Source organism: Nitratireductor luteus (assembly GCF_026162365.1).
In the GTDB taxonomy this organism is placed as follows: Bacteria; Pseudomonadota; Alphaproteobacteria; order Rhizobiales; family Rhizobiaceae; genus Chelativorans; species Chelativorans luteus.
Genome location: NZ_JAOANW010000001.1, coordinates 112,050 through 138,060, shown reverse-complemented (window position 1 = coordinate 138,060; position 26,011 = coordinate 112,050). Strand labels below are relative to the sequence as shown.

25 protein-coding genes are annotated in these 26,011 nt (G+C 62.5%); 8 read left to right on the top strand and 17 right to left on the bottom strand.

From position 1 onward, the window contains the following. Positions 1-30: 30 nt before the first annotated feature. The 10 genes from radA to N1058_RS00675 form a co-directional block, all read right to left on the bottom strand. The gene (radA, locus tag N1058_RS00720; RefSeq protein WP_265515566.1) at positions 31-1,437 is read right to left on the bottom strand and encodes a DNA repair protein RadA; all 1,407 of its coding nucleotides are present in this window, start codon (positions 1,435-1,437) and stop codon (positions 31-33) included. Positions 1,438-1,480: 43 nt separating this feature from the next. Further along, a complete protein-coding gene (gene alr / locus N1058_RS00715; RefSeq protein WP_265515565.1) occupies positions 1,481-2,647 on the bottom strand; it encodes an alanine racemase in 1,167 nt (388 codons plus the stop codon). 2 nt (positions 2,648-2,649) lie between these two features. Beyond that, the gene (locus tag N1058_RS00710) at positions 2,650-4,140 is read right to left on the bottom strand and encodes a replicative DNA helicase (RefSeq protein ID WP_265515564.1); all 1,491 of its coding nucleotides are present in this window, start codon (positions 4,138-4,140) and stop codon (positions 2,650-2,652) included. A gap of 213 nt (positions 4,141-4,353) precedes the next feature. Further along, entirely contained in the window at positions 4,354-5,607 is a 1,254-nt protein-coding gene (locus N1058_RS00705; RefSeq protein WP_265515563.1) for an SAM-dependent methyltransferase, read from the bottom strand. A 295-nt stretch (positions 5,608-5,902) separates the two neighbouring features. After that, positions 5,903-6,529 carry a 50S ribosomal protein L9 gene (gene rplI / locus N1058_RS00700; RefSeq protein ID WP_265515562.1) on the bottom strand — a complete coding sequence of 209 codons (627 nt, stop codon included), beginning with the start codon at positions 6,527-6,529 and terminating at the stop codon, positions 5,903-5,905. Positions 6,530-6,801: 272 nt separating this feature from the next. Then, positions 6,802-7,050, bottom strand: coding sequence for a 30S ribosomal protein S18 (gene rpsR / locus N1058_RS00695; protein ID WP_002963610.1), 249 nt, complete (start codon positions 7,048-7,050; stop codon positions 6,802-6,804). Beyond that, on the bottom strand, positions 7,050-7,523 hold the full coding sequence (gene rpsF / locus N1058_RS00690) for a 30S ribosomal protein S6 (protein WP_265515561.1): 474 nt from the start codon (positions 7,521-7,523) through the stop codon (positions 7,050-7,052). Before rpsF ends, rpsR begins: the two co-directional genes overlap by 1 nt. A 296-nt stretch (positions 7,524-7,819) precedes the next feature. Continuing rightward, positions 7,820-8,581 (bottom strand): ABC transporter permease, encoded by a 762-nt coding sequence (locus N1058_RS00685; protein ID WP_265515560.1) that lies wholly within the window; start codon positions 8,579-8,581, stop codon positions 7,820-7,822. Beyond that, the gene (locus N1058_RS00680) at positions 8,578-9,504 is read right to left on the bottom strand and encodes an ABC transporter ATP-binding protein (protein WP_265515559.1); all 927 of its coding nucleotides are present in this window, start codon (positions 9,502-9,504) and stop codon (positions 8,578-8,580) included. Before N1058_RS00680 ends, N1058_RS00685 begins: the two co-directional genes overlap by 4 nt. 161 nt (positions 9,505-9,665) lie before the next feature. After that, entirely contained in the window at positions 9,666-9,947 is a 282-nt protein-coding gene (locus tag N1058_RS00675; protein ID WP_265515558.1) for a hypothetical protein, read from the bottom strand. Between the two features lie 184 nt (positions 9,948-10,131). Between N1058_RS00675 and fabD the strand changes: the two genes are divergently transcribed. The 7 genes from fabD (at position 10,132) to gmk (ending at position 16,553) form a co-directional block, all read left to right on the top strand. After that, positions 10,132-11,073, top strand: coding sequence for an ACP S-malonyltransferase (gene fabD, locus N1058_RS00670; RefSeq protein ID WP_265515557.1), 942 nt, complete (start codon positions 10,132-10,134; stop codon positions 11,071-11,073). A 36-nt stretch (positions 11,074-11,109) separates the two neighbouring features. Then, on the top strand, positions 11,110-11,847 hold the full coding sequence (gene fabG / locus N1058_RS00665; RefSeq protein WP_265515556.1) for a 3-oxoacyl-[acyl-carrier-protein] reductase: 738 nt from the start codon (positions 11,110-11,112) through the stop codon (positions 11,845-11,847). Positions 11,848-12,082: 235 nt separating this feature from the next. Next, a complete protein-coding gene (locus N1058_RS00660; RefSeq protein ID WP_265515555.1) occupies positions 12,083-12,319 on the top strand; it encodes an acyl carrier protein in 237 nt (78 codons plus the stop codon). Between the two features lie 48 nt (positions 12,320-12,367). Further along, positions 12,368-13,624 (top strand): beta-ketoacyl-ACP synthase II, encoded by a 1,257-nt coding sequence (gene fabF, locus N1058_RS00655; RefSeq protein ID WP_265515554.1) that lies wholly within the window; start codon positions 12,368-12,370, stop codon positions 13,622-13,624. Between the two features lie 152 nt (positions 13,625-13,776). Further along, complete coding sequence (mltG, locus tag N1058_RS00650; protein WP_265515553.1) at positions 13,777-14,967, top strand: endolytic transglycosylase MltG; 1,191 nt, start codon at positions 13,777-13,779, stop codon at positions 14,965-14,967. A gap of 38 nt (positions 14,968-15,005) precedes the next feature. Continuing rightward, complete coding sequence (locus N1058_RS00645; protein WP_265515552.1) at positions 15,006-15,893, top strand: YicC/YloC family endoribonuclease; 888 nt, start codon at positions 15,006-15,008, stop codon at positions 15,891-15,893. A gap of 3 nt (positions 15,894-15,896) precedes the next feature. Beyond that, positions 15,897-16,553: a guanylate kinase gene (gmk, locus tag N1058_RS00640; protein ID WP_265515551.1), complete on the top strand. Its 657-nt coding sequence runs from the start codon at positions 15,897-15,899 to the stop codon at positions 16,551-16,553. A gap of 1 nt (position 16,554) precedes the next feature. Here gmk and rsmA read toward each other — a convergent pair whose 3' ends face one another. From rsmA to lptF, 7 genes are all read right to left on the bottom strand, one after another. Beyond that, positions 16,555-17,382, bottom strand: coding sequence for a 16S rRNA (adenine(1518)-N(6)/adenine(1519)-N(6))-dimethyltransferase RsmA (gene rsmA, locus N1058_RS00635; RefSeq protein WP_265515550.1), 828 nt, complete (start codon positions 17,380-17,382; stop codon positions 16,555-16,557). Then, a complete protein-coding gene (gene pdxA / locus N1058_RS00630) occupies positions 17,379-18,407 on the bottom strand; it encodes a 4-hydroxythreonine-4-phosphate dehydrogenase PdxA (protein ID WP_265515549.1) in 1,029 nt (342 codons plus the stop codon). Before pdxA ends, rsmA begins: the two co-directional genes overlap by 4 nt. A gap of 11 nt (positions 18,408-18,418) precedes the next feature. Continuing rightward, positions 18,419-18,550, bottom strand: coding sequence for a hypothetical protein (locus N1058_RS00625; RefSeq protein ID WP_265515548.1), 132 nt, complete (start codon positions 18,548-18,550; stop codon positions 18,419-18,421). 12 nt (positions 18,551-18,562) lie between these two features. Then, positions 18,563-19,513 carry a peptidylprolyl isomerase gene (locus N1058_RS00620; protein WP_420847925.1) on the bottom strand — a complete coding sequence of 317 codons (951 nt, stop codon included), beginning with the start codon at positions 19,511-19,513 and terminating at the stop codon, positions 18,563-18,565. Positions 19,514-19,590: 77 nt separating this feature from the next. Then, positions 19,591-21,954, bottom strand: coding sequence for an LPS-assembly protein LptD (locus tag N1058_RS00615; protein ID WP_420847918.1), 2,364 nt, complete (start codon positions 21,952-21,954; stop codon positions 19,591-19,593). Next, positions 21,954-23,039 carry an LPS export ABC transporter permease LptG gene (gene lptG, locus N1058_RS00610; RefSeq protein WP_265515546.1) on the bottom strand — a complete coding sequence of 362 codons (1,086 nt, stop codon included), beginning with the start codon at positions 23,037-23,039 and terminating at the stop codon, positions 21,954-21,956. Before lptG ends, N1058_RS00615 begins: the two co-directional genes overlap by 1 nt. Beyond that, positions 23,036-24,238 carry an LPS export ABC transporter permease LptF gene (lptF, locus tag N1058_RS00605; protein WP_265515545.1) on the bottom strand — a complete coding sequence of 401 codons (1,203 nt, stop codon included), beginning with the start codon at positions 24,236-24,238 and terminating at the stop codon, positions 23,036-23,038. The genes lptG and lptF overlap by 4 nt, the downstream gene beginning before the upstream one ends. A gap of 282 nt (positions 24,239-24,520) precedes the next feature. Between lptF and N1058_RS00600 the strand changes: the two genes are divergently transcribed. Beyond that, the gene (locus N1058_RS00600) at positions 24,521-26,011 is read left to right on the top strand and encodes a leucyl aminopeptidase (RefSeq protein WP_265515544.1); all 1,491 of its coding nucleotides are present in this window, start codon (positions 24,521-24,523) and stop codon (positions 26,009-26,011) included.

Here is a 26,011-nt window from a genome sequence, read left to right as displayed (position 1 = left end):
TCCTATTCAAGGCAGGATGCCCCCGCACATTCATTCTTCATCCCCGGCCGTCTGGCCGGCGCGAGAGCCCGCAATCCGGGCGACAAGATCCGCCAGCCCCTCCGGACGGAAACCGCGTGCGGCAATCGCGCCGCCAGGCTCCTCGTTACCAGGAGGCAGGACCGCCTGGGCAAAGCCCAGCTTCTCCGCTTCCTTGAGCCGGCTGGTCGCGTGGGCAACAGGCCGTACGGCGCCCGAAAGGCTGATTTCGCCGAAATAGACGCAATCTGCGGGTAGAGCAAGTCCGGTAAGCGAGGAGACGAGCGCCGCAGCCACCGCAAGGTCGGCCGCCGGTTCGGTGATCCGATAGCCGCCGGCAACGTTGAGATAGACGTCGTTCTGCGCGAACCGCACCCCGCAATGGGCTTCCAGAACGGCGAGCACCATCGAAAGGCGCGAGGAATCCCACCCCACCACGGCTCGCCGGGGCGTGCCGAGCGGCGAGGGGGCGACAAGAGCCTGTATCTCCACCAGCACCGGCCTCGTGCCTTCCATTCCGGCGAAGACGGCGGCGCCAGGCGCCTTGGTGCTGCGTTCTCCCAGAAAGAGCTCCGACGGGTTGGCGACTTCGCGCAGGCCCTTGTCGCCCATCTCGAAGACCCCGATTTCATCGGTCGGGCCAAAACGGTTCTTCACGGTACGCAGGATGCGGTAGTGATGGCCGCCTTCGCCTTCGAAATAGAGCACGGCATCGACCATGTGCTCGACGACACGCGGTCCGGCGATCTGGCCTTCCTTGGTGACATGGCCGACGAGCACGATCGCCGCCCCGGTCGATTTGGCGTAGCGGATCATGGCCTGCGCGGCGGCGCGTACCTGCGTGACTGTGCCGGGGGCCGAATCGGCGAGGTCGGTCCACAGCGTCTGGATGGAATCGAGGATGACGAGGTCCGGACGCCTGCCATCCGCGATGGTGGCCAGGATGTCCTCGACATTGGTTTCGGCGGCAAGCTCGACCGGCGTCCGCGCGACGCCCAGCCGCTGCGCCCTGAGCCTGATCTGCGCCACCGCCTCCTCGCCCGACACATAGACGATGCGGTGGCCCTGGCCGGCAAGGGCCGCGGCCGCCTGGGTGAGCAGCGTCGATTTGCCGATGCCCGGATCGCCGCCGACCAGCAGCGCCGAACCGCGCACGAAGCCGCCGCCCGTGGCGCGGTCCAACTCGCCGATGCCGGTCACGATACGTGGTGCATCCTCAATCTCGCCATCGAGCGTCGTCAGCGCCACGGCCCGGCCGGTGCGCGCCTTGCGCAGGGATTGCGGTCCCGCGCCGATGCCGCCCGCCGTGCCTTCCTCGATTAGCGTGTTCCATTCGCCGCAGCCATCGCACTTGCCCGCCCAGCGCGCATGCACGGTGCCGCAGTTCTGGCAGATGAACTGGGAGCGGGACTTGGCCATCAGGAGATGATCCTGTGACCGACGCCGTGGTCAGGTGAGTGGCTCATGCCTCGCCTCCCACATATTCCCTGTGATAGCGCCGTCCGAGCGTGGTCAGCAGCTCATAGGCGATTGTGCCCGCCGCCTCGGCTACCCGGTCGATGGGCATGTTCGGCCCGAACAGCTCGACATGGTCGCCCACGGCCACCGCGTCCTCGCCGAGCGCCGTCACGTCGAACATGGTGAGATCCATCGTCACCCGGCCGAGCACCGGAACCTCGTATCCGTGGATGAAGCCGCTGGCACCCGCGTGGGTGGCGCGCAGGGGAACGGCGGCGCCGGACGCGGAACGGTGGTAGCCGTCGGCATAGCCCGTGGAGGCGACGGCGATGATGGTGTCGCGGGCAAGCGGCGTCGCTGCGTAGCTGACGCTCTCGCCAGCCCGCGCCCTGCGCACCTGGGCAATGCGGGCTTCGGCCAGAACCACGGGGCGCATGGGATTGGCGATGCCGCCGACCGCGCTGCCGCCATAGAGCGCAATGCCTGGCCGGGTAATATCGCACAGGTAATCGCCGCCAAGGAAGATGCCGGCCGAATTGCACAGACTTGATTCTGTTTCTGGAAAAAGCGCCTTAACCGCTTGAAAAGACTCCAGTTGCCGGCGGTTCACCGGATGACCGGGCTCGTCCGCACAGGCAAGATGGCTCATGACCAGTATCGGCGTGAGGGCCTGCGTCAGCGCATTTTCCGCGGCCAGAGCCCGCGCGCGCTCGAAGGTAAGACCAAGACGGTTCATGCCGGTTTCAATATGCAGGGCGCAGGGGCGGGGGCTTTCTCCGTCCCACCCATAGGCTTCCCACACGGCAAGATCGCTCTGCGAATTGACGACCGGTATCAGGCGGTGGCCGCGATAGGCGGCGGCGGCTTCCTGGCCGAACAGCCCGTTCAGCACGAAGATTTCGGCATCTGGCAAGGCCTGCCTTAGCGCTATGCCTTCATGCGGCAAGGCAACGAAGAAACGCCGGCAGCCCGCGCCTGCCAGAGCCCTGGCGACAGGCGCGATGCCGAGCCCGTACCCATCCGCCTTTACCACGGCGGCAGCCTCGGCAGGGGCTGAGCGCGCGGCTAGATCGCGGTAATTGGCAACCAGCGCGTCGAGGTCGATGGTCAGCCGCCCGCCCGCCAGATATGCATCCGGGCCCGTGCCTTTGATGGTGTAGCCGCCAGCCACTTCTATTCGAACCGCTCCGGCAGGTGGCTTTCCTCCGCCAGATCGGAAAAGCGCGTGAACTCGCCCTGGAAGCCGAGACTGACCATGCCGGTGGGGCCGTGGCGCTGCTTGGCGATGATGACTTCGGCCTTGCCACGCATCTCGTTCATCTCCGCCTCCCACTTGATATACTCGTCCGTTCCCGGCTTGGGTTCCTTGTTCTTAAGATAATATTCCTCGCGGTAGACGAACAGTACCACGTCAGCGTCCTGCTCGATGGAGCCGGATTCGCGCAGGTCGGAGAGCTGCGGACGCTTGTCGTCGCGGCTTTCCACCTGTCGCGAAAGCTGCGACAGCGCGATGATCGGGGTGGAGAGTTCCTTGGCCAGCGCCTTCAGCCCGGTGGTGATCTCGGTGATCTCCTGCACGCGGTTCTGTTGCGATTTGGCCGACGAGCCCTGCATGAGCTGTACGTAGTCGATGACGATGACATCGAGCCCGCGCTGGCGCTTGAGCCGCCGGGCCCTGGCCGCGAGCTGCGCGATGGAGATGCCACCGGTCGGATCGATGAAGAGCGGGATCTTCTGCATCATCTGCGCGCAGCCCACCAGCTTCTCGAAATCCGTCTCGGTGATGTCGCCGCGCCGGATCTTGGACGAAGGGATCTCCGTCTGTTCGGAGATGATGCGCGTGGCAAGCTGTTCCGCCGACATTTCCAGCGAGAAGAAGCCGACCACGCCGCCATTGGCGGCGGTGAAGGAGCCGTCCGCCTGCTGCGCCGGCTCGTAGGCGTTGGCGATGTTGAAGGCGATGTTGGTGGCGAGCGACGTCTTGCCCATGCCGGGACGGCCGGCAAGGATGATGAGATCGGAAGGCTGCAGGCCGCCCATGCGGTGGTCGAGGTCGCGCAGGCCCGTGGCGATGCCCGACAGATGGCCATCGCGCATGAAGGCGGCGTTGGCCATGTCGATGGCGGTCTTGGTGGCGTCGCCGAAGCTCTCGAACCCGCCATCGTAACGGCCCGTCTCCGCGAGCTCGAAAAGGCGCCGCTCGGCATCCTCGATCTGGTTCTGCGGAGCCATGTCGACGGGGGCATCATAGGCGACGTTGACCATGTCCTCGCCGACCGCGATGAGCGCCCGGCGTATCGCCAAGTCATAGATGGCGCGGCCATAGTCCGACGCGTTGATGACCGTGACGGCCTCCGCCGCCAGCCGCGCCAGATACTGCGCGACGGTCATCTCGCCGACCTTGTCGTTGGCCGGCAGGAAGGTCTTGATGGTAACCGGATTGGCCATCTTGCCCATCCGGACCAACTCGCTGGAGACCTCGAATATCTTGCGGTGCAGCGGCTCGTAGAAGTGCTGTGGCTTCAGGAAGTCGGAAACCCGGTAGAAGGCGTCGTTGTTGACGAGGATAGCGCCAAGCAGGGCCTGCTCGGCCTCGATATTGTTCGGTGCTTCACGATAAAGCGTCGATTCGGCCGTTTCCAGCTTGCGGACTGCGTCAGCCATTCCGGATCCTGTTCAATCTCTCGCGCCCGGATCAACTGATGACTTGATATCCCGGCACCCCCAACGGATAGTCCTACCGTTTGTGCGAACCGCTGTCGTGCGAAACACAAACAATCACCGATATCCACACCGGTTATCGAGTGCGCGCACACAAAACCATACCGCCACCGCTTTCGCTTGACAGCGAATCAGTCCGCTTTTCAGATTGTATTCCTATTCGGCCGCGTGTTTGTAGTGCTTGCCCTTGTGCGCCCCTGCCAGCCGCTTCTCCGTCTCGCCGATATAATCACGTGTGAGCGGTAGCGTTTCCCGCTTCTTGGCAAGCTGTATCTGGAACACCACCATATCCTGCCAGCGGAAGGACGCTTCGGAGCCTGCCAGGTAGAACTCCCACATGCGGGCGAAGCGCTCGTCATAGATTTCGACCGCCTTTTCGCGATTGGCCATGAAGCGTTCGCGCCAATGCCGCAGCGTCTCAGCATAATGGAGCCGCAGGATTTCGACATCGGTGACGATGAGACCCGATTTCTCGATTGCCGGCGTGACCTCCGAGAGCGAGGGGATATAGCCGCCGGGGAAAATGTACTTGCGGATGAAAGGGTTTGTGATCGACGGGCCGGAGGTGCGGCCAATCGTGTGCAGCAGCATCACGCCGTCATCGCGCAGCAGCTTGGCGCATTTGTCGAAGAACGTCCGGTAATGGTTGATGCCCACATGCTCGAACATGCCGACCGAGACGATACGGTCGAACGGGCCCGTCAGCGACCGGTAGTCGGCGATCTCGAAACGCGCCTTGCCCGACAGCTTGGCCGCCTTCGTCCGTTGGTCAGCGACCGAGTGCTGTTCGTCCGACAGCGTGACGCCCAGCACCTCGGCATCGAACTTTTCGGCCAGATAAAGACCGAGCCCGCCCCATCCCGAGCCGATGTCCAGCACCTTCTGGCCGGGTTCCAGTGCGAGTTTGGCGGCGATATGGCGCTTCTTCGCCAGCTGCGCCTCATCGATGCTCATGTCGGGATTTTCGAAATAGGCGCAGGAATACTGCATATCCTCATCGAGGAAGAGCCGGTAAAGCGCGCCCGACAAATCGTAGTGGCGCTGGACATTGCGCCTGGAACGGCCGGCCGGATTGAACTGATGGAACCTGCGGACCAGAAACCGCGCCGCCTGGCCAAGCCGCATCATCATCGCCTCGGCGCCGTTGCGGTCCATGTTCTGGTAGGCGATCTGGAGCAGCCCCAGCACATCGCCTTCGACGATGTCCAGTTCGCCCTCCATGTAGCATTCCGGAACTGCCAGCATGGGATCGAGCGCGATTGCCCGTTCGCTGCGGCGTGAATGGATGACGAGGTGCACCGGCGCTCCCGTCCCGTCGCCATATTCGTGCACCGCCCCATCGGCATCCGTGATCTTCATCGACCCGGTTCTGATGAGACGCCCGGCAAAATTCGCAAGCAATCGATTCATCACTGGCCCCCGACAACGTTGGGTGGCTCAATATGTAGCAAATCAATGTCCGTTGAAAAGACTTGGGCGCGAAGTTGCCAGGGCGCGCAGCGCATCTCCTGACACATTGGTGCCGCGAAGTTGCCGGGTTTCCAAGCGTTCCAACTTATAGAACATGAAAATCAATTCGGCTGAACGGGGGGCAAGAATTATTGACACGCCTGTCGCAAGCGGCAGAGAAAAAGAAACAGGCCGGGCGACTTGCCCGGCCTGCAGCATTCTGAACGGCGTTTCGCTGATCGCCCGTATCAGCCGGTCAGGCTTTGTCTTCGTCCTCGCCGCCTTCGCTCTCTTCGCCGGCCTGCTCACCCTCGGCCTCGTCGAACTCGGCCTCCGGATCGAAGAAGGCCTCGGGGCGGGAGCTTTCGTTGATGTCCTCGCCATAGATCGCTTCGGCCGAATCCAGCGTCTCGCCGCGAAGCTGGCGTTCGGCCTCGTCGGAGGAGCGGGCGACGTTCATCGTCACCGTGACCTCGACTTCCGGATGCAGCGCGATCGCCACATTGGTCAGGCCGATGGTCTTGATCGGCTGGTTGAGCTCGACCTGGTTGCGGCCGATCTTGAAGCCGTCCGCATCCAGCGCATCGACGATATCGCGGGTGGAGACAGAACCGTAGAGCTGACCGGTTTCAGCGGCCGAGCGGATGACGGTAAAGGTCTTGCCGTCGAGCTTCTCGGCGACCTGCTCGGCTTCCTTCTTGCGCTCGAGATTGCGCGCCTCAAGGTCGCTGCGCTGGTTCTCGAACTTCTTCCGGTTGGCTTCGTTGGCGCGCAGCGCCTTGCCCTGCGGCAGCAGGAAGTTGCGCGCGAAACCGTCCTTCACCTTCACGACATCGCCCATCTGGCCAAGCCGTGCAACACGTTCCAGGAGAATGATCTGCATCGTTTCCGTCCTTGTAAGCGGCTGTCGCCGCGGTCCATCTACTTGTTTTCGCAGTTGTGCGGACGTCAAGCGTTCCACTTGACTGCAAAATGCTCTGGCAGGGTCAGGAAACGGAAAGCCGCACGGTGTAGCTGGCTTGGGTTCGCTGTCCTGCCGATTGGCAGTTAGGGAAGGGCGGGTCGCCGCGTCCCAACTCGGGTTTTCACACTTCCTCTCCACGCCCGCCGCGGAAAGGAGCCGGGCGCACCACAGAGGCACGCCCGGTCTTGTTCTTACTTCACCACGTAGGGCAGAAGGCCGAGGAAACGAGCGCGCTTGATCGCCTTGGCGAGTTCGCGCTGCTTCTTCTGGCTGACGGCAGTGATGCGCGAGGGCACGATCTTGCCGCGTTCGGAAATGTAGCGCTGAAGCAGCTTCACGTCCTTGTAATCGATCTTCGGCGCGTTGGCACCGGAGAACGGGCAGGTCTTGCGGCGGCGATGGAAAGGACGCCGGGTCGGGATTTGATTGATGTCGACCATTACTGGGCTGCTCCCTCATTGCTGTCGCGGTCGCGGCGCGGGCCGCGGTCGTCACGGTCACGGCGCGGGCCACGATCATCGCGGTCACCGCGCGGGCCACGATCATCGCCACGCGGACCGCCACGGTCGTCACGGCGCGGGCCGCGGTCGTCGCGGCGCTGCATCATTGCCGACGGGCCTTCCTCGTGGGCATCCACGCGCACCGTCATGAAGCGCAGCACGTCCTCGGAAATGCCCATCTGACGTTCCATCTCCTTGACGGCGTCTGCCGGCCCGTCGATGTCCATCAGCGTGAAGTATGCCTTGCGGTTCTTGTTGATCCGGTAGGCGAGGGATTTAACACCCCAGTTTTCCACCCGGCCCACGCTGCCGCCCGCATTTTCGATAACGCCCTTGTACTGGTCAACGAGCGCTTCGACCTGCTGCTGCGAGAGGTCCTGCCGGGCAAGGAACACATGTTCGTAAAGAGCCATTGTCTTGCCTTTCTTCAGTTTCCGTCTGTCCGGGCCCCGGCGGCAAAAGCCTCAGCGACCAATCTTTCCCGTTACGGGCGAAGAAAGGCGCATAGACGGTCGAGAGCGGAGACACGGGAGGCGGAAGAACTGGTCTTCACAACGTGCGCTTTCACGTACGGCCCTCCGTTCAGCCCCCAGCCGGGACCGGCAGACTGGCGGCTTATACAGCGTTTTGGCGCGGATGCAAGCATGCGGGGCGCCGGAAACGGAATGAAAGCACGCCGACCAAGTTCGTCCTGGGCGGGCGGCCGCGATCAAGCCTTCAGCCGATATCCCGTCTTGAATATCCACCACACAAGACCAAGGCACAGCGCAAGGAAGAAAGCGATCATGGCGATGCTGACGCTCACGCTCACATCCGCCGTCTCGTAGAAGCTCCAGCGGAACCCGCTGATGAGATAGAGCACCGGGTTGGCCAGCGTCACCTTCTGCCAGAACTCGGGCAGCATCTCGATCGAATAGAAGGAGCCGCCGAGGAAGACCAGCGGCGTGACCACCAGCAGGGGAATGAGCTGCAGCTTCTCGAAATTGTCGGCCCATATGCCGATAATGAAGCCGAACAGGCTGAAGGTCACGGCGGTCAGAACGAGGAAGAAGACCATCCAGAAGGGGTGCCTGATCTCGATCGGGACGAACAGATGCGCGGTGGCCAGGATGATGAGCCCGAGAATGAGCGATTTGGTCGCCGCGGCTCCCACATAGCCCAGCACGATCTCGAGAAACGACAGCGGCGCCGACAACACCTCGTAGATCGTTCCCGTAAATTTCGGGAAGTAAATGCCGAAGGACGCATTGGAGATGGAATTCTGCAGCAGCGTCAGCATCATCAGGCCGGGAACGATGAAGGCGCCGTACTGGACGCCATCAATCTCCTCGATGCGCGAGCCGATGGCCGCCCCGAACACGATGAAATAGAGCGATGTGGAAAGCACCGGGGAGACGACGCTTTGCAGGATGGTGCGCTTCATGCGCGCCATCTCGAAGAAATAGATGGCTTTGACAGCTTCGAAATTCACCGGGATTCCTCCACCAGCCGCACGAAGATTTCCTCGAGCGAGCTTTGCTCCGTATTGATATCCTTGACCGTGACGCCGGCGCGGTTGAGGTCGGCCAGAAGAGAGCCGATACCCGTACGCTCGGCCTGCGTGTCGTAGCGGTAAACGAGCCGTTGACCGCCATCCTCGATACCGAGCTCATAGCGCGCCAACGTGTCGGGCAATCCGTCGAGCGCCTCGTTGAGGTCGAGCGTCAGCTCCTTCTTGCCAAGCTTGCGCATCAACTCGTTCTTGTCGTCGACCAGGAGGAGTTCACCCTTGTTGATGACGCCGACCCGGTCGGCGATCTCCTCGGCCTCCTCGATATAGTGGGTGGTCAGGATGATCGTGACGCCGTTTTCGCGCAGTCCGCGGACCAACTGCCACATATCCTTGCGCAGTTCGACATCGACGCCGGCGGTCGGCTCGTCGAGGAACAGGATCTTGGGTTCGTGCGCCAGTGCCTTGGCGATCATCACGCGCCTTTTCATCCCGCCCGACAGCGCGAGGATCTGACTGTCCTTCTTGTCGTAGAGCGAAAGGTCCTTCAGCACCTTCTCGACCAGCGCCGGGTCAGGCTTCTTGCCGAACAGGCCCCGGCTGTAGCTGACCGTCGCCCATACCGATTCGAATGCGTCTGTGTGCAGTTCCTGCGGCACGAGACCGATCAACTCGCGCGCGGCACGAAAGTCCTTGATGATGTCGTGGCCTTCGACCGTGACCGTGCCCGAGGTCGGGTTGACGATGCCGCAGATAATGGAAATGAGCGTTGTCTTGCCCGCGCCGTTGGGGCCGAGCAGGGCGAGGATTTCGCCACGGCGGATGTCAAGGTCGATTCCCTTGAGGGCCTTGAACCCTGTGTCATATTCTTTCGAAAGTCTTGAGATGGAAATCGCGTTCTGCATGGAGCCCGTGCGAATGTGAGAAACGATTGGGCGCACGCGGGAAAAATGCAATGACCCGCGAGGCCGGAAGGCGAAGCCGGCCTCATATAGGTCATATGGCCGCACCGTGCCATAGCGGCGCGCGGCGTGGCTGACACCTCCTGACACATCGGTGCCGAAGATCAGTCGTTGGCCGGATCCATCTCCGCCTTGAATGCCAGGCGGGCGCAAATGTAGACGGCATACAGGGCCGGCAGTCCCAGAACGGCACCGACCACGAGCGTACCCACCTCGCCAAGGCCGAGAAGCCCGGTGAGTGCCCACAGACCTGCGCCTGTAGCGGCAACGATTTCGGTAGCGACAAAAAGGGTGACCGATACCAGGCCGACGATGCGCATGAGGGTTAAGGCGGGACGGTCGGGCAGGGCCGGCGTACCGGTAGGCGAAACTGGATTCTCAGTCATGGATGCAGTCCGGAAACGCCACCACAGGCGGGGCGGAGCGCAGAAGCATCACGCCGCGATTGTGGAAAATTCAAGGCGGTTTTCTTCCTGGAGGGCCGCGCATGCGCGGCGGCAAAAGGCTTGACGACCATGGTCAGTTACGCCACGGAATGGCCAAGAAACAGATTGGGGAGTAACCGCCGCGATGAGCATCGCATTCACTTTTCCGGGGCAGGGCAGCCAGTCCGTTGGCATGGGCCGCGAACTGGCCGAAGCTTTTTCGGATGCGCGGGACGTCTTTGCGGAAATCGACGACGCGCTTGAGCAGAAACTGTCGAAGATCATGTGGGAAGGCCCGGAGGACGAACTGACCCTCACCGCCAACGCCCAGCCGGCGTTGATGGCCGTCTCGATGGCTGCCATCCGCGTGATGGAAAAGGGCGGGCTTTCGCTGAAGGACAAGGTGTCCTATCTAGCCGGCCATTCGCTGGGCGAATATTCCGCCCTTTGCGCGGCCGGGGCATTCACGCTTGCCGATACGGCGCGCCTGCTGCGCATTCGCGGCAATGCCATGCAGGCAGCGGTTCCCGTCGGCGAAGGTGCGATGGCGGCGATCATCGGATTGGAAGCAGACGATGTCGAAGAGATTTGCGAGGCCGCCGGCCGTGGCACCGTGTGCCAGATCGCCAATGACAATGGTGGCGGGCAGCTCGTCATTTCCGGTGCGAAACCCGCTGTCGAGCAGGCGGCAAGGCTCGCCACCGACAAGGGTGCCAAGCGGGCGATCATGCTGCCGGTTTCGGCGCCTTTCCATTCCGCGCTCATGCAGCCGGCAGCCGATGCCATGCGCGAGGCGCTGGCCGATGTGGACAAACATGCCGCTTCCGTCGCGGTCGTCGCCAACGTCTCCGTGACCCCATTGACCGACCCCGAAGAAATCGCCGAGCGCCTGGTGGAGCAGGTAACAGGCCGTGTGCGCTGGCGCGAAACGGTCGAATGGTTTAGCGGTAACGGCGTCGAGACGCTCTACGAGATCGGTGCGGGCAAGGTATTATCGGGCTTGGCACGGCGTATCGACCGCAACCTGAACACCGTGGCCGTTAACACGCCGGCCGACATCGAGACCGTAATGAAGGCGCTCGGCTGAGCGGCATTTTTCTTAAGACGCATAAGGGATCCAGCGATGTTTGATCTTACCGGGCGCAAGGCGCTCGTCACCGGCGCATCGGGCGGTATCGGCGAGGCGGTTGCCCGCGCGCTCCATGCCCAGGGCGCCACAGTCGGCCTTCATGGCACTCGTGTGGAAAAGCTGGAAACGCTGGCGTCCGATCTGGGCGACCGCGTGAAAATCTTTCCGGCCAACCTGTCGGACCGCAATGATGTCAAGGAGTTGGCGGCAAAGGCCGAATCGGAACTCGAAGGGGTCGAGATACTCGTCAACAATGCCGGCATCACCAAGGACGGCCTTTTCGTACGCATGAGCGACGAGGATTGGGACGCCGTGCTCGAGGTCAATCTCACGGCCGTATTCCGTCTGACGCGCGAGTTGACCCATCCCATGATGCGCCGCCGCTTCGGCCGCATCATCAACATTTCCTCCGTCGTCGGTTTCACCGGTAACCCCGGACAGGCCAACTATTGCGCCTCCAAGGCCGGCCTTATCGGCTTCTCGAAGTCGCTCGCCCAGGAAATCGCCACCCGCAACATAACCGTCAATGCAGTCGCGCCCGGCTTCATCGAATCGGCAATGACGGACAAGCTGAACGAAAAGCAGCGCGACGCCATCATGAGCGTTATCCCCATGAAGCGGATGGGGGTGGGCGACGAGGTTGCCTCGGCCGTTGCCTATCTGGCTTCTAACGAAGCGGCCTATGTAACGGGCCAGACGATCCATGTGAACGGCGGCATGGCAATGATCTAGAAGGCGCCGGCGCACGGCAAGGCGCGCCGGCTTGGCGAAGTCGCGCCTTTCGTGATATGCGCGCATCCCGAGCTGCGGCGGTTGTGGTGTTTTCGCACCCGACGGAACCGCCCCACAGCAAAAGTTCAACCACCGGCTGGAGCGAAAGCCGTTCACACGGTCATCTTTTCAGCTTGATTAGCGGCAAGCGTGCCGCTAACGAAGACCGGAAATTCATAGAGTCGAGGGTTCTCAAATGAGCGATACTGCAGAACGCGTCAAGAAAATCGTTGTCGAACACCTGGGTGTCGATGCCGAAAAGGTCTCCGAAGGCGCCAGCTTCATCGACGATCTTGGCGCAGACAGCCTCGACACCGTCGAGCTGGTAATGGCGTTCGAGGAAGAGTTTGGCGTTGAAATTCCGGACGACGCGGCCGAGACAATTCTCACCGTGGGCGACGCCGTGAAGTACATCGACAAGGCAACCGCCTGAGTTCGAGCTTCGTGCTGAAAGCCAATCACAGGCGAGATCATCCGTGATATGAGACGTGTCGTCGTCACCGGTATGGGATTGCTTTCACCATTCGGCCTTGGGGTCGAACACGGCTGGGAGCAATTGTTGAGCGGCCGTAGCGCGGCCAGGCGCATCGATCAGTTCGAGGTCGATGACCTGCCGTGCAAGATCGCCAACATCATCCTGCGGGAGGGTGATGGCGCGTTCAACGCGGATGACTTCCTGGAGCCGCGCGAGCAGCGCAAGATTGGCGATTTCATCACCTACGGGATTGCCGCTGCGGACCAGGCTCTTGCCGATTCGGGCTGGGAGCCGAAGACCGAGGACGAGAAATACGCCACCGGCGTATTGATCGGCTCGGGCATCGGCGGCATCGAGGGTATCGCCGAGAACGCGCTTATCCTCCATGAACGCGGCCCGCGCCGTATCAGCCCGTTCTTCATTCCCGGCAATATCATCAACCTGGTTTCGGGCCAGGTGTCGATTCGCCACGGATTGAAGGGGCCGAACCATGCGGTGGTGACCGCCTGTTCGACCGGCGCGCACGCCATTGGTGATGCCGCACGCCTCATAATGCTGGGCGATGCCGATGTCATGCTGGCCGGCGGCGCGGAAGCGCCTGTCACGCGTCTTTCCATTGCCGGTTTCTCGGCCTGCAAGGCGCTCTCCACAAGCTATAACGATACGCCGGAAAGGGCTTCGCGGCCCTACGATCGTGACCGCGACGGTTTCGTCATGGGCGAGGGGGCGGGCGTCGTCGTGCTCGAAGAGCTCGATCACGCCAAGGCGCGCGGCGCCAAGATATATGCCGAGGTTGTCGGCTACGGCCTGACCGGCGATGCCTATCACATCACCGCTCCGGCGGAAGACGGCGACGGCGCCTTTCGCTGCATGAAGGCAGCGATAAAGCGGGCCGGACTGGAACCCGCGGATATCGATTATATCAATGCCCATGGCACCTCCACCATGGCCGACACGATTGAGCTCAAGGCCGTGGAACGGCTTTTGGGTAATGCGGCCAGCAAGACCTCCATGTCGTCGACGAAATCGTCGATTGGTCATCTGCTGGGAGCCGCTGGAGCCGCCGAGGCGATCTTCTCGATCCTCGCCATTCGCGACAATATCGCGCCGCCGACGATCAACCTCGACAATCCGCAGGCCGAAACTCCTATCGATCTCGTGCCCAACGCGCCGCGTAAACGTCAGATCGATGTAGCGCTTTCGAATTCCTTCGGCTTCGGCGGCACCAACGCGTCGCTTGTCTTCCGCCGTTACGACGCTTGAAGCGCAGCCACCGGGGCGCCACTTTTCATCCGGTTTGATAAAGGCCTGTAGAGTGCCGCGCGGATTGGCTTTGCCGCCGGAAAATTGACGCTATTGTGCTGCATCCATTAGGTGATTCCGCGCGAAGATCGGAACGAACGAGCAAGAGCACGATGACGGGTAATTCACAAGAAGGCAGCGGTTTCGGCCGGCAACCGGACAAGCCGCCCAGGGCCGTGGTTGCCAAATCCGCGCGCGAAGCACTGCGTCCCGAAGCCGGTACACCGCCGCCAAAGCGTTCGCGCCAGTCGCGCAACCAGTTCGTGGTCTTCTTGAATTTCGTCTTTTCCTCCATCGTGTTTCTGGTGATCGCGGCGGGCATCGTCTTCTATCTCGGCAAGCGCGAATTCGACGGGCCAGGTCCCTCACAGTCGGCGGAGACCATCCTCGTTCGCCCCAATATGAGCGTGCGCGACATTGCCGATGCGCTGGAGCGCGAAGGGTTGATCAGCGACCAGCGCATCTTCCTGCTCGGCCTGCGGGCCCATGGTGCCGACAGCAAGCTCAAAGCCGGCGAATACGAGATCAAGGCGGGTGCCTCCATGAAGGAAATCATGGAGCTGATGGAAAGCGGCAAGTCCGTTCTCTATTCGCTGACCATTCCGGAAGGGTTGACCGTCAGGCAGGTTTTCGATCGCATTGCCGCAACGGAGGAGCTCTCGGGTGAACTGCCCGAGGAGCTTCCGCCCGAAGGCAGCCTTGCCGCCGACACGCTGCGCTTTACCCGCGGCCTTGAGCGGGCGGCGGTCGTGGAAAAGCTGATGGCCGACCAGCAAGAAATGGTGGATGCGATCTGGGAGCGCCGCGCCGACGGTCTGCCCATCGAGACGAAGGAAGAGTTCGTCACGCTGGCCTCGATAGTCGAGAAGGAAACCGGGCGTGCCGACGAGCGTTCGCGCGTGGCCGCAGTGTTCCTCAACCGGCTGGAAAGGGGCATGCGCCTGCAGTCGGACCCAACCATCATCTACGGGCTCTTCGGCGGTGCCGGCAAGCCCTCCGACCGGCCGATCTACCGCTCCGACATCGACAAGGTAACGCCCTACAATACCTATCAGATCGACGGCCTGCCGCCCACGCCTATCGCAAATCCGGGACGTGCTGCCCTTGAGGCCGTCGCCAATCCATCGCGCACGGACGATCTTTACTTCGTGGCGGACGGCACAGGCGGCCATGTCTTCGCCACGACCTTGCAGGAGCACAACGAGAATGTAGCCCGCTGGCGCAAGATCGAGCGCGAGCGGAGGAGCCAGGCGGGCGAGGCGCCAGAGGACGCAACCGAGACGGAAGCGCCGGGTGGTAACTGAATAGCCACGGAAATCAAAAAGAAGGGCCGGGGGAGACGATGACGCTGCAAAGTATGACGGGCTTTGCCCGCGCGGCGCGCGAGGACGAGCAGGCCTCGGTGTCCTGGGAGTTGCGCTCGGTCAACGGCCGGGGGCTGGAGGCGCGTCTGCGTCTTCCCCCGGGGTTCGAACGGCTCGAACAGCCGGCGAAGGCCCTGATCCAGAAGCGCTTCACGCGCGGCAATATCCAGGCGAACCTGACGATCACGCGCGGTGCGGTGCTCCGGCGTCCTGTCATCGACGAGGATTTCCTGATCGAGCTTGCCGGGCTGGCCAAGCGCCTGGAGGAGCAGTACGGCGCCGCGCCGGCCAGAGCGGACGGCCTGCTTGCCCTACGTGGCGTGATGGATGTGCCGGACACGAGCGCCGATGAGGCGGTGCGGGACCATATGGACGCGCTCGCTCTGGCCGCGCTCGACGACGCGCTGGGCGAACTGGAGCTGGCGCGCATAGACGAGGGCGCGTCATTGGGCGCCCTGCTGGCCGGCCAACTCATGACCATCGAGTCGCTGACCTATAGCGCCGAGGCCGATGCCTCGCGTGAGCCCGCCAATATCCGCGCCCGGCTCCAGGATCAGGTGCGGATTCTGCTGGACGCCGCACCGCCGCTTGATGAAGGTCGCCTGCTGCAGGAGGCTGCCTATCTGGCGACCAAGGCTGACATCCGCGAGGAGATCGACCGGCTGAAGACCCACGTCGCCACTGCCCGCGCGCTGATGAAGAAGGGCGGTCCGATCGGCCGCAAGCTCGACTTCCTGGCGCAGGAATTCAATCGCGAATCGAATACGTTATGCTCCAAGTCCAATGCCGCCACGGTCACCGCGATCGGCCTGGAGCTCAAGGCCGTCGTGGACCAGTTCCGCGAGCAGGTTCAGAACCTGGAGTAGCTCATGGACGGGACCCCTTCATCCGCCGACATTCGCCGCCGTGGCGTCATGCTGGTGCTGTCGTCGCCCTCCGGCGCCGGCAAGTCCACCATTGCCCGCAGCCTGCTGGAAAACGATCATGGTTTCGAAATCTCCGTCAGCGTCACGACACGGCCGCGCCGGGCGAGTGAAATCCAGGGCGTGCACTACCATTTCAAGACCCAGCGGGAATTCGAGCTGCTACGCGATAATGACGATCTCCTCGAATGGGCCGAGGTCCACGGCAACCATTACGGGACGCCGCGCCGGCCGGTCGAGGAAGCGATTGCCGAGGGGCGGGACATGCTGTTCGACATCGATTGGCAGGGCGCCGAGCAGTTGCGCGAGAAGATGCGCGGCGACATCGTCTCGATCTTCATCCTGCCGCCCAGCATGAAGGAACTCTTGTCGCGGCTGACGCGGCGGGCGGAAGATACGGCCGAGACCATCCAGACCCGGCTGCAAAACGCTCGCTTCGAGATCGAGAAGTGGCGCGACTACGATTATGTGGTCGTCAACGAGGATCTCGATCGCGCCTATGAATCGGTGCGCGCCATCGTCCAGGCAGAACGCCTTCGCCGCGACCGCAGGCCGGGCCTTTTCGATTTCGTTGCCGAACTCCTGGAAGAAAAACCGGCCTGACTCAGATTGCGTTGGCCAGCGCGGCGAATTCTTCCACGGACAGCGTTTCAGCCCGCCGTGTCGGGTCGATGCCCACGCTTTCCAGCAATACCTCTCCGCCGAGGCTCTTGAGGCTCTGGCGCAACATCTTGCGGCGCTGGCCGAAAGCGGCCTCGGTGACGCGCGCAAGCTTTTTCACCTCGACCGCAACCGGCTCCCGGCGCGGCTCGATGTGAACGACGGACGAGACGATCTTGGGCGGCGGCGTGAAAGCCTGTGGCGGCACGTCGAAGGCAATCCGCGCTTCCGTGCGCCAACCGGCCAGCACGCCCAATCGGCCATAGTGCCCTTCGCCGGGCCGCGCCACGATCCTCTCGGCCACCTCGCGCTGGAACATCAGCGTCATCGACTGGTAGTAGGGCGGCCAGTCCTTCACGGTCAGCCAGCGGACGAGCAGTTCCGTACCGATATTGTAAGGCAGGTTGGCGACGATCTTGACGGCGGCGCTTTTCCCCGCCAGCTGTGCGAAATCTGCTTCCATGGCGTCGCCGGCGACGATCTCCAGCCGTCCTGGATAGTAATCCGCTATCTCCGCCAGCGCCGCCAGGCAGCGTTCATCCCGCTCGACGGCGACGACCTTCGCGGCGCCCTCGGCAAGGAGAGCCCGGGTCAGGCCGCCGGGTCCCGGTCCGACCTCGATGACCGTCACGCCGTCGAGCCGGCCCGCCGTGCGCGCCACCTTGCCGGTAAGATTGAGGTCGAGCAGGAAGTTCTGCCCCAGCGATTTTTTGGCTGAAAGACCATAGCGCTGGATCACGTCGCGCAGGGGCGGGAGCCCGTCCAGGCTCATGATGTGCCGGCCCTCAGCGCCAGCGCATGGGCGAGCCTGATGGCCGCAACCAGGCTGTCGGGGCGGGCGATGCCCTTGCCGGCAATGTCGAAGGCGGTACCATGGTCGGGTGATGTGCGGATGAAGGGCAGGCCCAGCGTTACATTGACCGTATCGTCGAAGCTAAGCGTCTTCACCGGGATCAGCGCCTGGTCGTGATACATGCACAGAGCCGCATCGTAATTGGCGCGTGCGGCCTTGTGGAACATGGTGTCGGCGGGCAGGGGGCCGAAGGCATCGATGCCCTGGTTGCGCAGGGCGGCGATCGCCGGGGCGATGACGACGATGTCCTCGCGGCCCATTGCGCCGCTCTCGCCGGCATGCGGGTTGAACCCGGCGACAGCGATGCGCGGTCTGGCGATGCCGAAACGAATTTCGAGGTCGCGCGCGAGGATCGCGCCGACCTTTACGATCAGCTCCGTGTTCAGCGCCGCCGGAACGTCGGCCAGCGCCTGGTGCACAGTCACCGGAACCGTCCGTAGATCCGGGCCGGCCAGCATCATCACGGGATAGGCTTCGCGCCCGGTTGCTTCTTCCGCCAGTGCGCCGAGATACTCCGTATGGCCGGGGAAGGAGAATCCCGCATCATAAAGCGGCTTCTTGGCGATAGGGCAGGTGACCAGCCCGGCTGCAAGACCGGCTATGGCGTCTTCCACACCCCGCCGGATCGCCTCGATCGTGCCGGCGGCATTGGCAGCCGACGGCAGGCCGGGCGTGTCTTCAAGGCAGTTTTCCAGCGGGACGACGGGAAGTGCATCCGGAAAATGCCGCGCCGCTTCCTGTTGGGAAATCTCGGCAATCGGCAACCTGATACCCAGTCTTTCGGCCCGGGCCGCCAGCAGCACGGGGTCGCCGAGGACGTAAAAGGGTGGCAGCGAAAGGTGCGTGCGCGACTGCCATGCGGCGATCAGGATTTCGGGGCCGATGCCGGCCGGTTCGCCGATGCTGACGGCAAGCGAGGGAAGGGTTTCTTCGGTGGATGTCAACGTCGTAGCGCTCAGAGACCTTTTGGAGATTGGATGATGCCCGGCTGCAAATGGCGTTTTCCTGCGCTCCGGTGCTCGCGCATCTTGACGTACGCTCCACTCCAGTGCTCGAAAAACGCCATTTTCGCCTCGGCCTGATCCATTTCCAAAGTCTCTTAGCGCTTGACGATACGCGCTTTCTCGCGCAGCTCCGCTGTCAGCTCCTCGGAAACCTTTTCCATCGGCTTGTCTTCCGCCTGCTCGCTCTGGAAGAGCAGCTTGGCGACGTGATCGTCGGAGACTTCGCGCGCGCTGCACACGCCGATAAACTCCACGCCTCGGGCGGTCTCGCGCACCGGTGTCGCCTGGCCTGGTTGCAGCTTCACGATATGGTCTTTCCAGTCGGCGGGAAGCTCCGGCGCCAGTGTGCGGCCGAGGTCGCGCACCGTCACGTCGATAAGGCCCTTGGCGAATTCGATCGTATTGTCACAACCGTTGAAGCGATCCCGCATCGCTTGCGCCTCGCGCTTGCGCTTGCCAAGCAGTTTCGAACGCTCGCTGTCAGGCACGACGAAGATGACCTGCTGCAGCGTGTATTCGGTCGCGCTCGGCTTCTGACCGCCTTGCTCCAGCATTTTCTGCACCACGTCCTGCTGGCTGAGTTCAACGGTGGAGCGGCCTTGGGCCTGCAGCACGCGGCCCCAGCCCATCTGGGTACGGATGAATTCCTTGAAGTGATCTTTTGTGACACCGGACTGGGCGAGAATCTGGTCCAACTGGGCCGTGCTCATACCGTTGCTCGATGCAAAGGTAGCGTAGGACTCATTGACCATTTCATTGGTGATCGTCACCCTGTTACGCGCCATTTCCTGCTGACGCAGGACCTGGTTGATCATCTCCTCGGTGGCAACCTCCTGCAGATTGCCGCTGCGGCGCATCAGCTTCAGGAGCGCGGCCCGCCGGGCGATGTCGTAGCTGGTCACCGGCGTGTCGTTCACGATGTATCGAATTTCGGCGGCTGAAGCCTCGTGCACCGGGGCCATCACCATGAAAGGCAGGGCAGCGGCCATGGCGATGGCCGTCAGGAACAGACGGCCCTTGCGGCCGGTTTTCGTCAAGCTCGTCATCATCATACGACCATCAATACTCGGTTTAAGCGTGGCATGCACGCATCATGGGGCAAAACCGTGACGCAGCAACCGGTCTACTCGTCAAAGGTGCTGCCGAGCTCGCCCGAACTGGAGCCGAAATCGCCGAGTGTGCGCAGCGATATGTTGAAACCGAACGACTCCTTGGTCTCGTTGGTGCTGGCGGTGCGCGTCTGCGAGAACGTCATCGAGTAGATAAAGCATTCGTCGTCATAGGCAAACCCGAAGGAGTTCTTGACGAGCGTCTTGCTCTCCAAATCGTAGGTTGCCGAAGCAAAACCACTCCAGTTCTCGGCAAAGCGGACGCGCGTGCGGCCGGTAACTTCACGTCTGTCGTTGTTGAAGCCGTAGAGCGGCTGCGCCTGGATGAAGGCGTATTCCACACCTGCCGTAACCGGACCGCTGGTCGCTCCCGCCTTGAGGTCGACGCGCCGTGTCTCGAATGTCTCTTCGTCGAAGCGGCCGGCTGCCGAGAAGGCGATACCGCTCGGCCCGGCAAACCCGATCATGCCCACGAAGTCGGAAGCATCGGTCTCGAGCCCGGAAGAGGCCCCGACATTCACAAGGTCGGGCGATGCATAGGAATTTGCGCCTGCCAGATGGTAGGACTGGCCGAACAGCCCCTGCGCGGTCCAGCCGTTCACGAAGGTGCCCGAATAGCGGATGCCGAGATTGGCGCGGGTGCCGCCCTCGATGCGGTCGTAACCCGAGAACTTGTCCCGCTCGAAAAGCGTGCTGGCGTCGAACACCAGCGACTGCGCGTCCTCGTTGGGGATGCCCAGCCGATCATGATAGGGCTCATCTGGCCGTGCGAATATCTGGCCGATGGGTTCGACGACATGCGTTGAGTTGGCACTGGCGAACAGGATCGGCCAGCGCGCCTCGAGGCCGGCGGTGGCCATCGTGCGGTAATAGGAGGAACGCACGTCGCTTGGGCCGAACGCATTGATCGCCTCGATGGAACTTGCCGCATAATCCGTGCCGATTGCGTCGGCGCGGCCGTGCAGCATCGGCGTCAGCATCAGGCCGCCTGGTGCGATGAAGCTGCGCTTCCACTCCGCTTCGGCCGTAAGCCGCGCGGAACCACCCTCCAGCCCTTGCAGCTTGGTCGAGCCGAGACCACCCATGGCCTCTTCACGGATGAGCCCTTGGGCGTTGATATCAAAGTTGAGTTCACCACCCGCGATGGACCGATCGGGCGTGTAGGAATAGTCGAAGCTCGGCAGTACCCAGGGCTGCTTGTCGTTGCGGGCGCTGGCGCTGCCATTGAGTGCGCTTTCCTGCACGTTGAATTTCATCGCCCGCACGTCGAAATAGTTCCGGCCGTTGAGCCCGGTCAGATAGACCTCCGATCTGTGCACGGATTCCTCGAAGCCGTCGATGCCGTAGGTGCGGGAGAAATTCTTGTCCGTCTGTGCGAGGACGTCCCAGCCGAAGGTCCAGCGGGGGTTGATCTGAAATGTGCCCTTGGAGCCGACCATGCCGCGGTCGGTAACCGTAGAATCGACCCCGCCGGGGCCCCATGCTTCCGGTTCGTTCTGATGGATTCCGGCAATCCTGAGATTGTAGAAGCCGTTGTCGAACTGCTGGCGCCATTCGGCCTCGCCGAGGAAGCCCTGCCTCGTATATCCCGTTGCCGACACCGTCAGGTCATAGGTTGGCGACAGGGCGAAATAATAGGGGACCTTGGCTCCGTAGCCCAGGTCGCTTCCCGTCTTTATGCTTGGGATGAGGAAGCCCGATTTGCGCTTCACGGTCGGATCGGCCACCTCGAAAAAGGGCAGGTAGGCGATCGGCATGCCGAAGAATTCGAAGCGCGCACGCTCGAAGCGAACCGTCTTGGCTTCACCGTTCCAGATGATCTTCTGCGCCTTGATCTGCCAGATCGGCGGTTTGCCCGGCTTTTCCTCGCAGGGTTCGCAGGCCGTGTAGACACCCTTGTTGAAGGTCGTCAGATTGCCGCCCGTACGCTGCGCGCTTTCGGCTGCGAAATAGGTCTTGTCCACCGTTTCGACCCGCAACGCCTGCACGAAGCCGTCGCTGAAATCGTCGGTGACGTCGATTTCCTGTGCGTAGATCCTGTTGCCGTCTTCCTCGACGATCTCGACATTGCCGCTGGCGACGACGCGCGACGTCTCCCTGTTGTAGGTGACACGCTGGGCGACGAGGCGGTTGCCGGCATATTCGATCTGGACGCCGCCGACCGCGCTGATCGTATTGCGGTCATTGTCGTAGACGAGCGTATCGGCGGTCAGAAGCATCTGCGCGCCCTGCGGCAGGTCGCGACTGTCGAAACCGTCGACCTGGGCAAGGAGGACACCTGTGGAGGCCGCAAGGGCAATAAGGGCCACGCTCGCTTTCACACGCAACCGGTGCGTCAAGCGGGTGGTTCGACGGCCCTTTTTCACCGCAACCCCCACTACCCATCCTCCTTATACAACAGAAACGTCACCCCAAAGAACATTGCGACCATGACCGGTGTCCACGCCGCAACGAAAGGCGGCACGAATCCGGCGGTGCCGAACGCCTTTACCAAAACCGACACGACATAAAGCAGAAAGCCGGCGAGGATGCCACCCAGAATCACGGTGGCGGACTGCCCCATTCTCGCAAAACGCATTGAAACCGTTGCAGCAATCAGCGTCATGGCGACCAGCAGTGGCGGCAGCGTCAGCAGTGAATGAAATTGCATGGCGAAAGCATTGGCCCGGAGGCCGAAAGAGCGTGCGACTTCGATCTTTCCAGGCAGGCTGAAAACCGAAACCGATTCGGGCTGGGTGAGTTGCTCTCCGACGAACTCCGGCTGGAGATTGGTTGGCACATCGGCGGCCTTCAAGCGCTCCGGCGCACTGGTTCCCCGCCGCCGCACCACTTCGGTGAGTACCCAGCGCCCTTCCTGCAATTCGGCCCGCGCTGCGTCGAGCCGCTCGACGATGCGGTCATTCTCGTTCAGGCGCAGGAACACCGGGCGAACCAGTACGGTTCCGCCCTCCAGCGCCGCATCCGCGCCGATGATCGTCTCACCCTCGTCCGTGCGCTGCTTGATCCAGCGCTCGCTCTCGGGATTGGCGCTGGTGTTGGCGCCGCGCACTTCCGCTTCCACCGCTTGCGCGGCTGAAAACCCCGTCGCCGCTATCGGATTGAGAATGGTGACCGATGCCAGCCCGAAGACGAAGGCTCCCACCGCGATGGGGGTCAGGAACTGCCAGGCCGAAATACCGGCCGCGCGGGCGATTACCAATTCATACTTGCGGTTCAGGCTGAGAAGTGTCGCAATGGCCGAGATGAGCCCGACAAAGGGAACGGCCTGCTGCATGATCATGGGAAGCTGAAGAGCGGCGAGCCCCAGCGCCCAGCGCGCTGAGTAGCCTGGAAGCCCACCCGACCGGCCGGAAATCTCGGTGAATGTGACGATGAAAACCAGCGCCGCGATGCCGACGAAGTTCCATAGCGTGATGACGGCATATCTGCGGAAAAAATAGCCGCCGAGCGTCGGGCCGATCATGCGCTGCCCCCCTTCAGTCGCACTATTCGCTGAAGGCGAAGCCCCAGTCTTGCCAGCACCTCGCGGTCGCGCCGCATGCGGGCGAACCACTTCTCCGTCCAGCTCGTCGGTAGCTCCATCACCCTATTGGTGGCGATGAACCCTACGCTGACGAGACCCATGCCGATTGGGACGGCGTAAAGCATGAAGGAAAAGAACGGTATCGTTTCAGCCTCGTTGCCCGAGTAGAAGCCGCCCCATCGCACCAGCAGGCCGATGGCCATCGTTGTGATCATCGGATGCAGCCGCGCCTCCCGGAAGGAACGGGCATCGCCGGCCACGGCGATGCCGATCAGGGCAAAGACGATCGGATAAAGCCACTCCGAAAGCCGCATGTGCAGTTCGGCCCGGAACGATTGGGGATTGTCGACATAAAATACGTCTTCCGGACTTGGGTCGAACAGATAGGGCAGGTACCGATCCTTCGGATACAGTGTCGGCCGCCCGCCGGCCGATGTGAACTGGGACAGGTCGAAGGCGTAGGAATCGAAGCGTATAATCGAAACGTCGCCGTTTTTCGATTGCCGCTGCACCTCGCCGTCCTGCATCACGAGCACGCTGCCCGTTTCGCGCTCCACCGTGGCTCCGCGTCGCGCGTGATAGACGAGCTTCATGTCCTTGTCGCGCGAGTCGGCCACGAAGATGCCGCTCAGCTCCCCATTGGGAAGGCGTTCGGAAATCTGGACGAACAGCCCGTCATCGACCTTCTGGAACGCCCCTTCCTGCAGGACGGTGGTGATGAGGTCTGCGTTGGCGCCGGCGAGAATCTGTCGCAGCTTCTGGCGGGCATAGGGCTCGAGCGAGTTATTGATGGCGAAGGCGGCGATGCTGGCGGTGATGGCGAGGATGAGGATCGGACGAACGACGGTTATGCGCGGGCTGCCGGCCGCGCTGACCACTACGAGCTCGGAATCCGCATTCATGGTGGCCAGTGTCTGCGCAACGGCGATGCCGATGGCGAACGGCATGATGATCGGGATGACGGCGGGCAGGGCCAGGGCCGCCACCGCGAAGAAGGTGGACGCCGTCTGGCCGCTGCTGGTCACCAGGTCGAGCCTGTTGAGCACCTGCGTCGTCCACACGATGATGAGCACCCACGCAAGCGCCGCGGCGAAGATCGCCACGGTGCGCCGCAATATATAGAGCTCGATCACTTTCATCGTCGGCAGCTATTCCGCTATTCATGGCAGGCGCATGGCGAGGCCGGCGAAACGGATGCTTCGCACGAACCGTGGTACACCACTGCCTGCCGGCTTAGAAGGCGTCTCCATAAATGTCCCCGCGCCAGTCTGTCGCGGGGAGGGCTAATGAAGCGGAAACGAACACGGTTAATAAATTGATGCAGTCAAAGCCAAACGGCTTTGGCCAAGCCACCCCTTGTCAATTTTCCGAAAAACGCCAAGATCGCCACCAGTTCGTTACCTCAACCTACAGGAAGTTCCATGACCGAGAGACCGACCGTTGCCTTTGCGAAGTTCTCCACTCCCAAGAAGGGCACTGTGGTCGTGCTGGTGCCCGAGGGTGGCAAGCTCGGTTCCCATGCATCGGATGCCGATCCGGTGAGCGTGCTCGGACGTGCATTTTCGGCCGTCGACTTCACGGGCAAACTCGTCTCCACCGTTGAAGTGCTCGCCCCACAAGGCAGCGAGTATGACCGGCTGACCGCCATCGGCGTCGGAAAGCTGGAGGACTTGAACGAGGAGGCATGGCTGAAGATTGGCGGGGCGGTGGCCGCCGCTGCCAAGAAGGCTTCGGATGTCACCGTTATCGTCGACATTGCCGGTCATGAGGCCTCGCCGAAGGAGGCAGCCTCGATCGGCCTGGGCGTGATGCTGCGCTCCTATATCTTCGACAAATACAAGACGCGAAAGGATGAGGACAACGGCAAGACGTCCAAGTCCGCCCGTTTCACCATCCAGTGCGCCGATCCATCTGCCGCACGCAAAGCCTGGGCGTCGGCCGAGGCCATAGGCGAGGGCGTATTGACGGCCCGCGATCTGGTCAACGAGCCGGCCAATATACTGGGGCCGGTCGAATTCGCCGAAAAGGCCAAGGAATTGGAGAAGCTCGGCGTCAAGGTCGAAATCCTTGGCGAGAAGGAGATGAAGAAGCTCGGCATGGGTGCGCTTCTAGGCGTAGCCCAGGGCTCCGTCCGCCCGCCGCGCATGGCCGTCATGCAGTGGAACGGCGGTAAATCCAAGGAAAAGCCCGTGGCCTTTATCGGCAAGGGAGTCGTGTTCGACACGGGCGGCATCTCGATCAAGCCGGCGGGCGGCATGGAGGACATGAAGGGTGACATGGGCGGCGCGGCGGCGGTGGTCGGCGTCATGCACGCACTGGCTGCCCGTAAGGCCAAGGCGAACGCCCTGGGCATCATTGGGCTGGTGGAGAACATGCCGGATGGCAATGCCCAGCGTCCCGGCGATATCGTCACGTCGATGTCCGGCCAGACCATCGAGGTCATCAACACCGATGCCGAAGGCCGGCTGGTGCTGGCGGATCTGCTCTGGTACTGCAACGACAAGTACAAGCCGCAGTTCATGATTAATCTCGCCACGCTCACCGGCGCCGTCATCGTCGCGCTCGGCCATCACCACGCCGGCCTGTTTTCCAACAGTGATGAATTGGCCGAAAGGCTGTCAGCATCGGGCAAGGTGACAGGCGAAAAGGTCTGGCGCCTGCCGCTCGGCAAGGAATACGACAAGCTGATCGACACCAAGAACGCCGACATGAAGAATACCGGCGGGCGGGCCGCCGGCTCCATTACCGCCGCCCAGTTCCTGCAACGTTTCGTCAAGGATACGCCCTGGGCGCATCTCGATGTCGCGGGAACGGCGATGGCGTCGCCCGCAACCGAGATCAGCCAGGGCTGGGCCTCCGGCTACGGCGTGCGCCTGCTCGATCGGCTGGTGGCCGATCACTACGAGGGATGA